Annotated in this window: 8 protein-coding genes and 2 pseudogenes; 3 read left to right on the top strand and 7 right to left on the bottom strand. The window is 71.6% G+C overall.

The window, feature by feature from the left end:
* Window positions 1–9: 9 nt before the first annotated feature.
* A complete protein-coding gene (locus tag MTP03_RS19905; RefSeq protein WP_248489669.1) occupies window positions 10–486 on the bottom strand; it encodes a GNAT family N-acetyltransferase in 477 nt (158 codons plus the stop codon).
* A 207-nt stretch (window positions 487–693) separates the two neighbouring features.
* Window positions 694–4,601, bottom strand: a pseudogene (locus MTP03_RS19900) (Pls/PosA family non-ribosomal peptide synthetase).
* 152 nt (window positions 4,602–4,753) lie between these two features.
* Here MTP03_RS19900 and MTP03_RS19895 point away from each other — a divergent pair.
* The gene (locus MTP03_RS19895; protein ID WP_248489668.1) at window positions 4,754–5,746 is read left to right on the top strand and encodes an alpha/beta hydrolase; all 993 of its coding nucleotides are present in this window, start codon (window positions 4,754–4,756) and stop codon (window positions 5,744–5,746) included.
* Window positions 5,747–5,823: 77 nt separating this feature from the next.
* On the top strand, window positions 5,824–6,267 hold the full coding sequence (locus tag MTP03_RS19890; RefSeq protein WP_248489667.1) for a hypothetical protein: 444 nt from the start codon (window positions 5,824–5,826) through the stop codon (window positions 6,265–6,267).
* A 4-nt stretch (window positions 6,268–6,271) separates the two neighbouring features.
* Here the strand turns inward: MTP03_RS19890 and MTP03_RS19885 are convergent, their stop codons facing one another.
* Genes MTP03_RS19885 through MTP03_RS19875 form a run of 3 tightly spaced genes read right to left on the bottom strand, consistent with a single transcriptional unit; the run spans window position 6,272 to window position 7,840 of the window.
* A complete protein-coding gene (locus tag MTP03_RS19885) occupies window positions 6,272–6,589 on the bottom strand; it encodes a cupin domain-containing protein (RefSeq protein ID WP_248489666.1) in 318 nt (105 codons plus the stop codon).
* Window position 6,590: 1 nt separating this feature from the next.
* On the bottom strand, window positions 6,591–7,337 hold the full coding sequence (locus MTP03_RS19880) for an ankyrin repeat domain-containing protein (RefSeq protein WP_248489665.1): 747 nt from the start codon (window positions 7,335–7,337) through the stop codon (window positions 6,591–6,593).
* Window positions 7,334–7,840 carry a nucleoside deaminase gene (locus MTP03_RS19875; protein WP_248489664.1) on the bottom strand — a complete coding sequence of 169 codons (507 nt, stop codon included), beginning with the start codon at window positions 7,838–7,840 and terminating at the stop codon, window positions 7,334–7,336. Before MTP03_RS19875 ends, MTP03_RS19880 begins: the two co-directional genes overlap by 4 nt.
* A gap of 63 nt (window positions 7,841–7,903) precedes the next feature.
* Between MTP03_RS19875 and MTP03_RS19870 the strand changes: the two genes are divergently transcribed.
* Window positions 7,904–8,257, top strand: coding sequence for a VOC family protein (locus MTP03_RS19870; RefSeq protein ID WP_248489663.1), 354 nt, complete (start codon window positions 7,904–7,906; stop codon window positions 8,255–8,257).
* Between the two features lies 1 nt (window position 8,258).
* Here MTP03_RS19870 and MTP03_RS19865 read toward each other — a convergent pair whose 3' ends face one another.
* The gene (locus MTP03_RS19865; protein WP_248489662.1) at window positions 8,259–9,995 is read right to left on the bottom strand and encodes an ABC transporter ATP-binding protein; all 1,737 of its coding nucleotides are present in this window, start codon (window positions 9,993–9,995) and stop codon (window positions 8,259–8,261) included.
* Window positions 9,992–12,597, bottom strand: a pseudogene (locus MTP03_RS19860) (ABC transporter ATP-binding protein/permease). The gene MTP03_RS19865 and the pseudogene MTP03_RS19860 overlap by 4 nt, the downstream one beginning before the upstream one ends.
* Window positions 12,598–12,649 lie beyond the last annotated feature (52 nt).

Raw genomic sequence — 12,649 nt, 5'->3', positions numbered from 1 at the left:
TCGGCCGGGTCAGGCTGCGGGTTTGCGCAGCGTGACCGTCGCGACGCCGCCGTGCGGGGCGGGCTCCGGGTCCGACACGGTGTAGCCGGCCCGCTCGTAGGTGCGGATGTTGCGGGCGCTGCCGGCGCCGGTGAACATGAGGAACTCCCGGGTGTCCTCGGGCGCGAGGCTCTCCATGAGGGAGATCAGTTCGGTGCCGAGGCCGCGGCCTTCGAGATCGGGCGCCACCATGACCCGGCCGATGTGCCAGGTGTTCCCGGGCTCGCGACGGCCGCGGGCGGCGCCGATGAGACGTCCGTCGAGGCGCATCACGAACGTGGCCCACTCGGCCGTCCACGCCAGGATGTCGTCGTGGGTCTCGGTGAGAGGCGGGATCTCGAGAGTGTCGTTCGCGATGGCCTCCTGCACCCAGCAGCAGCGCTGCAGCACGAGCAGTTCCGCCACGTCGCTCGACTGGAACGGGGTGATCTGGAGTCCGTCAGTCACGGTGCGCCTTTCGTCGGGGGACGCGTGGTGCCCACCCTAGTGTCGCGGGTTCGACGGTGCGCCGCCCACTCCCGGAGCGGCCGGTGCGGCCCGCCGAAATCGTCGCTCCCCGCAGGAATCGCCGGTCGCCTCAGTGATATGCGGGGCGAGCGGGCGAAACTGCGGGGAGCCGGGGAACCTGCTGGGTGCGGGAGGGGCACCGTCGGGCTAGTCGCGCTTGCGCTTGCCCTCGCCCACGATCCACGGTGAGATCGGGTTGCCCTGCCACTTGGTGTTGGCGGGCACCGAGTCGCCGCGCATGACGAGCGAAGCCGGACCGACCGTGGCACCGTCGCCCACGGACGAGGCCGGGAGCGCGACGCAGTGCGGGCCCAGCGTGGCGCCCTTGCCGAGGACCACGGTGTCCATCGCCATGATCCGGTCGTGGAACAGGTGCGTCTGGACCACGCAGCCACGGGAGACGGTGGCGGCATCGCCGAGGGTGACCAGGTCGGCCTCCGGCAGCCAGTAGGTCTCGCACCACACGCCGCGGCCGATCTTCGCGCCCAGCATCCGCAGCCACAGGTTGAGGATCGGGGTGCCGGTGGCGGCGTGCGCGAACCACGGCGCGGCGACGCACTCGACGAACGCGTCGGACAGCTCATTGCGCCACACGAAGCTCGACCACAGCGGGTGCTCCTCGCGGCCGATCCGCCCGACCACCAACCACTTCGCGGCCGCGGCGGTGCAGCAGGCGACGGCGCCCGCCACGAGCAGCGTGACACCGGACAGCAGCGCAGCCAGCCACCATCCCGCGGTGGCGGCGAAGTAGTTCAGCGCCACCAGCGTGCCGAGGCCCAGGCCGAAGCTGACGAAGACCGCCAGCAGGCGCGCCGTTTCGACGGTGCCACGGGCCATCCGCAGCGCCAGCGACGGGTTGTAGGTGAACGTCGAATCCGTGTTGCCGGCCGTGCGGCGCAGGCGGACCGGGGCGACCCGAGCCACGAGCTTCCGCTCTTCGCCTTCGACGGGGTGGCGCTCAGCACGGCCACCAGGCCGTCCTTCGGAACGCGCCGGCCGGGCCCCGTCATACCCGAGTTACCGAGGAAGGCGCGCTTGCCGATCTTGGCCTCGTCGATGCGCATCCAGCCGCCGCCGAGCTCGTAGCTGCCGACCATGGTGTCGTCGGCGAGGAAGGAACCGTCGCCGATGGTGGTGAACTTGGGAATCACCATCGCCGTGGAGATCTCGGCGTCCTTGCCCACCTTGGTGCCCAGCATCCGGAACCAGATCGGCGTGAGCAGCGAGGCGTACAGCGGGAACAGGAACGTGCGGGCGGCGTCCATGAGGCGCTCGGTGGCCCACACCTGCCAGCCCATCCGTCCGTGCACGGGGTGGTAGCCGGGCTTGAGGCCGATCGAGAGCAGCCGCACCGCGACCAGCGTGAGCAACGCGTAGACGGTGAGCGAGACGATGACCGCGACCGGTAATACCGGAAGCGCCTGCAGCGCAGCCTGCTTCAGATGGTCCGCGTCCCGCACGAACCAGCCGATCAGGGCCAGGCCCGCGCCGATCGCGACCATCGGTAGACCCGCGAGCAGGATCGAGCTGATTCCGTAGATCCACATCCACATCGGTTTGCGCGGCGGGTACTCGGCGGGCCAGGGGTGCTCGGCCTTGCCGATCTTCTCCGCGGGCGAGCCCGCCCAGTGCTGCTTCGCCTTGACCTTGCCGAACACCGCGGACCCCGGCCCCACCTCGGCGCGCTTGCCGATCTTCGCGCCCGGCAGCAGCGTGGACCGCGCCCCCACCGACGCCTCCTCGCCGACGGCGATGGCACCGATGTGCAGCTCGTCGCCGTCGAGGTAGTGACCCGCAAGGTCCACCTCGGGCTCGACCGAGCAGTAGTCGCCCAACTCGAGCATGCCGGTCACGGGCGGCAGCGAGTGCAGGCTGACGCCGCGACCGACCGTTGCGCCGAGGGCGCGAGCGTAGTAGATCATCCACGGCGCGCCGGACAGGTTCTCCGCGCCTGAGGCAGCCGTGAATCGCTCCGCGATCCACAGCCGCAGGTGTTCCCGGCCGCCCCGCCGGTACACACCGGGCTGTAGCCGGCCGAGCAGCAGGCGGCACGCGATCACCGACAGCGCCATCCGGCCGGGCGGCGTGATGAACACGACGAACAGCGCCAGCACCGTCCACCAGCTGAGCGTGGGCAACAGCGTGGATCCGGTCGCCCACGCGAACACGTTGTTGGCGATGGCCATCCAGGTGAGCCACTGCAGGCCCGTCAGCGTGGTGAGCGGCACCGACAACAGGATCTGCGCGATCCCCGTCGACCGCGGCGTGGGCCGCACCTCGCGCGGCGCGGCGACCTCGGCGGGCCGGAGCGAATCCAGGTACGTCGCAAGGGAACCGAGGCGCGGGTGGTCGTACAGGTCGGCGACCGTCACCGACGGGTACTGCTCGCGCAGCGCCGTCACCAGCTGGGCCGCACTGAGCGATCCGCCGCCCTCGGCGAAGAAGTCGGCGTCCTCACTGGTGATCGACGCGCCGAGGATGCCGGACCAGCGCTCGGCCACCCACGCGGCGGTGCCGGCCAGGTCGCCGGTGTCGGTGTCGTCGGCGCCGGGCAGCGGCCACGGCAGGGCGTTGCGATCGACCTTGCCGGAGGTCCGCGTGGGCAACTCGTCCATCAGCGCGAGCCGCGGGACGAGGGCCGCGGGCAGTTCCTTGGCGAGCAACTCGCGGGCGGCCGTGAGATCGAAGTCGGGATCGGTCGAGGCCAGGTAGCCGACGAGCATCGACGTGCCGGCGGAGTTCTTGCGCACGGCGGCAGCGGCGCCGGAGACGCCGGGCAGGTTCTGCAGCGCGTTGTCGACCTCGCCGAGCTCGATCCGCCGGCCGCCGACCTTCACCTGGTCGTCGGCGCGGCCCTCGAAGAGCAGTCCCTCGGGCTCGAGGCGCACCAGGTCGCCCGACCGGTACGCGCGGTCCCAGCCGAGTGTCTCCATCGGCGCGTACTTCTCGGCGTCCTTGGCCGGGTCGAGGTAGCGGGCCAGGCCCACGCCGCCGATCACAAGCTCGCCGGACTCGCCGACGGCCACGGGGAGCGACGTAACGGGGTCCACGACGGCCAGGTCCCAGCCCTGCAGCGGCAGGCCGATCCGGACGGGGCCCTTGCCGTCGAGCGGGGCCGCGCACGCGACGACGGTGGCCTCGGTGGGGCCGTAGGTGTTCCACACCTCGCGGCCGTCGACGGCGAGTCGCTGTGCCAGTTCGGGCGGGCAGGCCTCGCCGCCGAAGATGAGCAGGCGGACCGCTTCCAGGGCCTCGGCCGGCCACATGGCGGCCAGGGTCGGCACCGTCGACACCACGGAGATGTCGCGGGAGACGAGCCAGGGGCCGAGGTCCATGCCGGACCGCACCAGCGAGCGGGGCGCGGGTACGAGGCAGGCGCCGTGGCGCCAGGCGAGCCACATCTCCTCGCAGGAGGCGTCGAACGCGACGGACAGGCCGGCGAGTACGCGGTCGCCGGGGCGCAGGGGCTCGTCCTGCAGGAACAGGCGCGCCTCGGCGTCGACGAAGGCCGCCGAGTTGCGGTTCGTGACCGCCACGCCTTTGGGGGTGCCCGTGGAGCCGGAGGTGAAGATGATCCACGAGTCGTCGTCGGGGGTGGGGAGGCGATTGCCCGGCTCGGCCGTCCCGGCCTCGATCGCGGCGGCGTGCGCCTTGGTCCCTGCGGCGCGCCAGAGCCCGTCCCCGGTGAAGATCGCCGCGGCGTCGGCCTCGCCGAACACCAGGTCGGCGCGCTCCTGCGGGTCGTCGGCGTCGACGGGGACGTACGCGCAGCCGGCCGCGAGGGTCGACAGGATCGCGACGTACAGCGAGCGGTGCCCCGACGGCATCCGGATCCCGACGCGGTCTCCGGCGCGGACGCCGCTGCGGCCCAGGAATTCGGCGCCCTGCAGCACCTCGTCCCACAGCTCGGAGTAGGTGAGGACGGCGTCGCCGTCGTCGATCGCGGGGACCTCGGGGTGGGCGTGGACTGCCGCCTCGAGGATGTCGATCAGGGTGCGCGGTTCGGGCGCGAGTGCGGACAGCAGGTACTGCGGGGGGATCTCGTTCGGGACCACGGTGGCCGACTTCCTCCGGTTATGCAGACGGGCACGAGAGAGAACACAGAACTTCGCGTCGATTGTGTCAGGTCACAGAACCACCGCAGCGCGGGTGGCGGCGCTAAGCTGGAGACATAGATTACTGGCCAGTAACAAGGAGTGTTGATTTCATGGCCGTCATCGCCCACCGAGGCCGCAGCGTTCGCGCGCTGATCGTGCTCTGGTTCGTCCGCATCGTGATGAAGACGGTGTTCCGCCTGTTCCCGATGAATGACCGCACCCTGCCGATCCTGCGTGCCTTCGATCCGTACCTGAGCCGCGTCCCCAACTCGGTGCGCGGCGTGCGGATCGAGAAGATCGTGCTCGGCGGGGTGCCCACCGAGCGCATCGTGCCCGACGGTGACGCGGACCCGCACCCGCGCGCGGCCCTCGTCTACTACCACGGCGGCGCGTTCATCGGCTGCGGGCTGGACACCCACCGCCGCATCGCGTCGCTGTTGGCCCGGGGCCTGCGCGTACCCGTCTACAACGTCGAGTACCGGCAGTACCCCGACGGTGGCGTCGGAACCTCGGTCGCCGACGGCTTCGCCGCGTACCGCGAGTTGCTCGAGTCCGGCGAGTTCGACCGGATCCTCGTGGCGGGCGACTCCGCCGGCGGGTTCGTGTGCGCGAAGGTGATCGAGTACGCCGCCGAGGCGGGGATCCAGGGGCCGACCGCGTTCGCCGGCTTCTCGCCGTTCCTGGACATCAGTGCCGGCCTGCCGCGCACGTCGCGACACGATGCGATGCTGCCGCTCGCCAAGATCCGCAAGCTGCGCACCGTGCTCGGGCGCGGCCCGGAAGCGCTGCGCGGCCCGGAGGACATGACGACCGACGCCACCGCCGTGTACTTCCCGCCGACGGTGCTGTTCGCCGCGAGCCGCGAGGCGCTCGAGTTGGACGCCCTGGAGCTGCACGGGTCGCTGGACCGCGCGGGTGTGGTCAACGAGGTGCACCTGTACGACGCGCAGGTCCACGCCTTCGTCGTGGGGGCGGGCATAACCCCCGAGTCCTGGCACGCGTACAAGACGGCGGTCGGTTTCCTGTCCGAGCGGCTGACCGAAGCCGAAGCCGAGGCCGGGGACGGCGCGGCGGCGCCATCGCCGCGGAGCGAGGTCGCCTGAGACGGTCCGCCCGTCGGATCTGGCGATCGTCGAATAACATCGGGTTGGGTATCGTAAACTCACGACATGAGGATGCGATGGACAGTCCGGGGTTCGCGGCCGCCGCCACCGCCGTCGTCGTCGCGGGGTCGGCGACCGCGCTCGGGACTGCGGGAACCGCCTGCGCCTGTAGCTGCGCGCCGCCGCGGGCGATGCCGAACCCGGTGGTGATCGAGGGAACGGTGCGGTCGGGCCGCGAGGTTCCGCGCGCAGTGGATCGGTGGGCCGACGGTCTCGTCTACACGATCGCCGTGACCCGCGTGTACGGCGACACCGGCGCGCGGGCGCCGCGCACCGTCACCGTCGGGGTGCCGGCGCGGCTCGGCGCGTCGTGCGGGCTGAACTACCGCGACGGCGCGAAGGTCCGGCTGCTGGTGAACAAGAGCCGCACCGGTGTGGCGCAGTGGTCGACGGACCTGTGCACGAACCTGGGCATCTCCAAGGTCGACCTGGCCCGCCTCCCGGTGTCCGTCCCGGCGTGACGGGTCACCCCACCAGGATCAGGGTGACGTCGGCGTCGGTGACTGCGGTCAGCGAGTGCAGGACCCGCTGATCGATCTGCAGTGCCCGCCCGGGTTCGAGGGTGACTGCGGCACCGTCGACCTCCACCGTGACGGTGCCGCGCTGCCCGAGCAGCACGATCGGCCGCGGGGCGCTGTGGCCGGGCATGGTCTGACCGGCGGCGAACGTGATCTGGATCAGGCGCGCCGCGTCGGTCCGCTGGCGCAACTGGACCGACGGTGCCTCGCCCTCCTTCGGGGTTCCGCTCGCGAGCCCGTCGACCTCGGACCAGGTACCGGACATGTCATCGACTCCTGTCGAACTCGGCGATCACAGCGGTCTGGCCGCGCCGGACCGCGTGCTGGCGCGGCGTGACACCGTCGAAATCACCCAGGTCGGGCTTCGCGCCCGCGTCGAGCACGAGGCGGACGGTTTCCACGTGCGCGGCGTCGCCGTTGCCCAGGATCACGGCCTCGAGCAGGCAGGTCCAGCCGGACGCGTTGACGTGGTCCAGGTCGACCTTCGCGGCGATGAGCAGCTTCACGTTCGCCACGTGCCCGTGTTCGCACGCCGGGATCAGCGCGGTGCCGCGGTAGCGGTTGAGGCTGGTGACGTCCGCGCCGTGCCGCAGCGTCGAGGCGAGGATCTCCGTCATCCCCTCGGCGCCGGCGTACAGGTACGCCGAGTCCTGGATGTCGTCCTTGGCGTTCGGGTCGGCGCCCGCGTCGAGCAGGGCGAGCGCGATCGGCGTGTTCCCGGCCTTCGTGGCCGCGACCAGCGGCGTCCGGCCCGCCGCGCCGCGCTGCTCCAGATCCGCGCCCGCGGCGATCGCGGCGCGGACGCCCGCCAGGTCGTTCGCCGCGACCGCCGTGCTCAGCGCACGGGTCGCCTCCGGGCTCGGGGCGGGGCGCATCGTCGACGACGGTGCCGCGACCGGCGCGCTCGACGGTGCCGGGGCGGACGCGCTGGACGGTGACGGCGCGGATGCGGTCTGCTCGGCCGAGCATCCCGCGAGCAGCACTGCCACGGAGAGCGCCGCGAGTCGCTTCACACCGCGATCCCGGCGTTGCGGGCGTGGAGTGACCGGACCTCAGCGGTGAGTGAGGGCTCCGGGCCCGCGACCTCGATGCCCGGGGCCACCGCGCCGATCGGTAGCGGAGTCACCGGCGCGGGCGCGACGTTCCACTCGGCGTGCCAGGCGACGAGCTGCTCGGTGCTCGCGGCGTACACGATGCGCCCGAGCCCCACCCAGGCGTGGGCGGCGCTGCACATCGCGCAGTGCTCGCCGGACGTGTAGGTGACCGCGGCGGCGCGCTCGGCGGGGGAGAGGTGCTCGGCCGCCCAGCGCGCGATCTCGAACTCGGGGTGGCGCGTGGCATCGCCCCCGGCGACCCGGTTGCGGTCCTCGAAGACGACGGTGCCGTCCGCGTCGATCAGCAGCGAGCCGAACGGCTCGTCGCCGGCGTCGAGCGCCTCGCGGGCGAGATCGACGCATCGCCGCAGGTGGACGAGGTCAGTAGGGAGTGGGGCGGTGGGAATCGGCGAACCTGTCACACCTTGACCGTATCGTCCGAGTCAGGCGAATCGGTCGCCGAACCGGAACCCGGAGGAGCGCTCATGGCACTGCACGTACAGATGATCAACCTGGACTGCGCCGACGTTGCGGCGCAGGCGTCCTTCTGGTCGGCGGCGCTCGGCCTGCCGGTCGACGAGAACGACGGCAACGAGTTCATGCGGACCATCGGATTCGAGCGCCCCGATCTGCCGCGGATGATGTTCCTCGCGGTGCCCGAGCGGAAGACGGTGAAGAACCGCATGCATCTCGACCTGCACGCCGACGATAGAGCCGCGGAGGTCGATCGACTGCTCGCGCTCGGCGCCACCCACCTGCGCGACCACGAGGAGTTCGGATTCCGGTGGACGGTGCTCGCCGACCCCGAGGGCAACGAGTTCTGCATCGCCCAGGGCTGATTCAGCGGTCGGTCACCTTCCACGAGGCTGCGGATTCCTGCGCGTTCCAGAACCGGGCGAAGGCGCCACCGGCGGCGAGCAACTCGTCGGGTGAGCCGGTTTCGATGCAGCGCCCGTCGTCGATCACGACGATCCGATCGGCACGCCGGATCCCCGCCCGACGGTGCGCGACGATCACCCGGGTGCGGGCGATCGCGTCCGCGGACAGCGCGTCGACGACCGCCCGCTCGTTGGAGTTGTCGAGGGCGCTGGTGGCTTCGTCGATCAGCAGGATCGGCGCGGGTTTGAGCAGGGCCCGGGCGATGCTCACACGCTGGCGCTCGCCGCCGGACAGTGTGGCCCCGGCCTCGCCCACCCGGGCGTCGAGCCCGCCGGGAACGCGGTCGACGACCTCGTCCACCCGGGCGAGCGCGGTCGCCGCCGCGACGCGCTCGGCGGGCGCATCCGGGTCACCGGCGCGGACGTTCTCGCCGATGGTCTCCGCCGCCAGATAGGGCTCCTGGAAGACCACGCTGGTCAGGGCACGGCGGGACGGTGGATCGAGTTCGGCCACATCGATGCCGTCGACGAGGATGCGGCCGGACACCGGTTGGTGCAAGCCCGCGATGAGCCCCAGGATCGTGCTCTTGCCCGATCCCGAGGCGCCGATGACGGCGGTGGTGGTGCCGGACTCGAAGGCCAGCGTCAGGCCGCGCAGCACGGGGCGGTCGGCGTCGCCGTAGTGGAACGTGACGTTCTCGAGTTCGATGCGAGGCGCGGTAGGAGCGGTGCGGTGCGACGCGCCCACGGGGTCGACGGGCGCCTCGATCACGCTCGTGATGCGGCGCAGCGTGAGCCGGGTGGCCTCCAGGCCCGGTGCGAGTAGCCCGAGCGTGGTGAACGGCTCGAGGTAGCGCACGATGACCACGATCAGCGCGGCAGCGGCGGCGGGTGCGAGATCGCCGCGCAGCGCGAGCCACGCGGTGGTCGCGCCGAGCGCGAACAGGGCGATCTGAGCCGCGACGCCGAACATGATCTGGCCGGGGATCTGCAGTAGCAGCAGACGCATCGTGGCGCCGTGCTGGTGTGTGAGGGCGTCGCCGGCGAGGCTGCGCTCGGGCTCGGCTCGCCGCGCCACCCGCAGCGCCTGCTGCGTGCGCGCGAACTCGATGACGCGCTCGCTCAGCCGGGAGTTGGCCGCGTCGGCGACGCGGTCCGCGCGCTCGGTGACGGCGCCCGCCGCCGTGAGGGCGCCGAGCAACAGGGGGACTCCCGCGAGCGCGACGAGGCCCAGCGGCCAGGCGACGGGCAGCAGCGCGACGCCGATCGCGACCGGGAGCGCGACCGCCGTGAGCAACGGCACGACGAGGTAGACGAAGACGCCGACGAGGTCCGGCCCGGTCGCGGCGACGGCCTGGCGGGCGGTCGCGGTGTTCTCGGTGCCGAACCACGTCAGGCGGATGTGGGAGAGCCGCTCCGCGACGGTGTGCTGAGCGCTGTCCAGCGTCCCGAAACCCAGCTCATAGGCGTACCGCGACGCGACGGAGTCGATCCACCAGCCGAGCGCGGTGGCCGCGGTGAGCGCGCCCAGCCAGGCGGCTGCGCGGCCGTGGTCACCGTCGAACAGGGCGGTGAGGAGCGGGATGAGCAGCACCACGCCCGCGGCCCGTGCCGCCACGGACACCGCGGCGTACGCGAGGAACCGTGCGATCACGGGGCGCCCGCCGGCGGGGAGGAGGGAGAGCAGGGTCCGGATCATCGTGCGTCTCCCGTCGTGGCGTGCGCGGCGTCCCACATGGTCCGGTAGGTGCCTTCGGCGGCCAGCAACTCGGCGTGCGTGCCCTGCTCGACGATCCGCCCGGCGTCGAGGACGACGATCGCGTCGGCGTCGACGACCGTGTGCAGGCGGTGGGCGATCATGAGCACTGTGCGGCCGGCTGCGAGACGGCTCAGCGACTGCTGCACCAGGTACTCCGATTCGGGGTCCGCGAAGGCGGTCGCCTCGTCGAGGATGAGGACAGGGGCGTCGGCGAGGATCGCGCGGGCGATCGTGAGGCGTTGTCGCTCACCGCCGGACAGCGCGGGATCGCGGCCCAGTACCGTGTCGTAGCCCTGCGGCATCCGCAGGATCCGCTCGTGCATGTCGGCGGCGCGGGCGGCGTCCTCGATCCGCTGCCTGTCGGCGTCCGGGACCGCGAGCGCGATGTTCTCGGCGACGGTCCCCACCACCAACTGGGTCTGCTGCAGGACGATTCCCAGGTGCCGGTACAGCTCGTCGGCCGCCATCGTGCGGATGTCCTTGCCGCTCACCGTGATCTCCCCGTCGCCCACGTCGTGGAACCGGGCGATCAGCGCGGCCAGAGTGGACTTGCCGGAGCCGGAGGCGCCGACGAGCGCCGTCACCGTACCGGGACGCAACGTGAGCGAGACATCGTGCAGCACCGGCACATCGGGGCGGTAGCCGAACGTGACGTCGCGGATCGCGACCTCGCCCGGCGCACCGTCGAGCTCGCCCGACGGTGCGCGTTCGGTCAGCTCGGGCGCGTCGAGCACGATCTGCAGGTCGCGCGCCGCGATCATGCCCGCGCGCAGTCCGGCGAGCCCGTACCCGATCCCCAGCAGGCGCACCCCGAAGGTCGCGCCCAGGAGTAGGAACGGCAGCAGGTCCACCGGGTCGGTCCAGCCGAGGGTCACGAAGAGGGTTCCCGCGGCGGCGATCACCCAGAGGAAGGTGGTAGGCCGGGTGACGATGTCCATGATCGTCTTGGTGCGGACGAACGGCCGCTGCCAGGCGGAGAGGAAGGCGATGTAGCCGTCCAGGTTCCGCCGGAAGCCGGACGCGAGCACGCCGCCGAAGACGCGGATGACCGGCTGCGCGTCGAGGTACGCGGTGGCCTCGTCGTCCATCTTCTCGACCCACGCCTGGTGCTGCGGGATCTTCACCGACGACGAGATGATCATGCGGTACATGGTGAGCAGGTAGCCGAGGACCGGGATGAGCAGGAGCAGCGCGATCCCCCAGTCGACGGCGAACAGGTACACGAGCACCGCGATCGGCGCCACGACGGCGGCCACGGAGTCGGGCACCGCGTGCGTGACGAGGTAGTGCAGCGCAAGAGTGTTGTCCTGCACCAGGTTCTTGATCCCGCCTGAGGTGCGAGTGGTGAACCAGCCGAGTGGCAGTCGCGCGAGCTTGCCCAGCAGCGATTGCCGCAGGTCCCGGGAGAACCGCGCGTCCACGGCGTGCAGCCACAGCATGAGCGCCGATTCGAGCAGCGCGCCGACGCCGAGGAGGACGATCGCGAGGATGCCGATGGTCCAGAGCTCCTGCGCCGGTGCGTGATTCAGCAGCCTGCGTCCGAGTTCGACCAGCAGCAGGTACGGCGCGAACTGCAGCAGTGTGATGATCGCCTGCAGCACACCCGAAACGATCATCGTGCGCTTGAGTGGCGCCAGAAGTCTTCCCGCCGCGGCGGCCTTCCACCGGCCGGCGGGCGCCGGTGCCGGAACGGGCTCGGGGGCGGACACCGGTGCGGATGCGGCTTCCGCGGCCGGGGCGGCGGGCGCGGCACCGTCGGGACCGGGAACGGCGCCGTCGAACGGCGACGGGGCCTCGGCGTCCTCGGGCGCCCGTTCCTTGCCCATCGCCTTGCCCTGTGACCAGTAGGCGAGTGCGTGTGTCTCCGAACGGGGAATCCGAACTCCTTGAGCCGGGCGCGGATCAGCTTGAGGGACCCCTGTTCCGGGCCGGCCCAGGCGTACCAGTTCGACCAGTCCCGGGCCTCGATGGCGTCGGCGAGCGACTGCGGGCCCGCGCGATGAACCCAGTGCACCCGCAGTCGCGGGTGGTGGCTCACCGGGAGCTCGCGGTCGGCGGGTTCGTGCTCTTCGAGGTACGCCTCGATCGGGATCTCGGGCGGCATCGCGGCGATGATCGTGTTGATCGCCGGGATCGACGCCGAGTCGCCCAGCAGGAGGTAACCGGCCGGAGGGTCGTCGGGGATCTCGAGCGGGACCGAGCTCATGTAGTTGACCGCCACCGTGTCGCCGGGCTCGGCCGCGCGGGCCCAGTTCGACGCCGGGCCGGACGGCTCGTGCAACACGAAGTCGAGCGCGAAGCGGCCGGTCGCCGCGTCGACCTCCGAGAACGTGTAGGCGCGCTGGAACTCCTTACCGGAACCGTCGGGGAACCAGACCCGAATCCACGACGTGGGGCCGTCGGAGACCTCGTCGAACAGGGTGTCCGAGTGGAATCGCACGCGCACGCAGTGCGAGGCGCGTCGTTCCGATTCCAGAACTGTGATCAGGTGGTCCTGGGCGCCGAACGCCCGCATGACCGCCCCGCTGAATCCGCGTGCCATCGTCGCCCCTTCCGCCCGTGTACGGAAAGGGTAACCTAAGTCGCTGGGTGGA

Source organism: Tsukamurella sp. PLM1, assembly GCF_023168325.1.
GTDB lineage: Bacteria > Actinomycetota > Actinomycetes > Mycobacteriales > Mycobacteriaceae > Tsukamurella.
The sequence above is the reverse complement of the archived record's forward strand: the minus strand, read 5'-3'. Positions and strand labels throughout refer to the sequence as shown.

Bases quoted from the DNA above. Each gene is read 5' to 3' on its own strand.
- MTP03_RS19895 (WP_248489668.1), top strand. From the start codon at position 4,754: ATGGCCGTCATCGCCCACCGAGGCCGCAGCGTTCGCGCGCTGATCGTG.
- MTP03_RS19890 (WP_248489667.1), top strand. From the start codon at position 5,824: ATGGACAGTCCGGGGTTCGCGGCCGCCGCCACCGCCGTCGTCGTCGCG.
- MTP03_RS19885 (WP_248489666.1), bottom strand. From the start codon at position 6,589: ATGTCCGGTACCTGGTCCGAGGTCGACGGGCTCGCGAGCGGAACCCCG.
- MTP03_RS19870 (WP_248489663.1), top strand. From the start codon at position 7,904: ATGGCACTGCACGTACAGATGATCAACCTGGACTGCGCCGACGTTGCG.
- MTP03_RS19865 (WP_248489662.1), bottom strand. From the start codon at position 9,995: ATGATCCGGACCCTGCTCTCCCTCCTCCCCGCCGGCGGGCGCCCCGTG.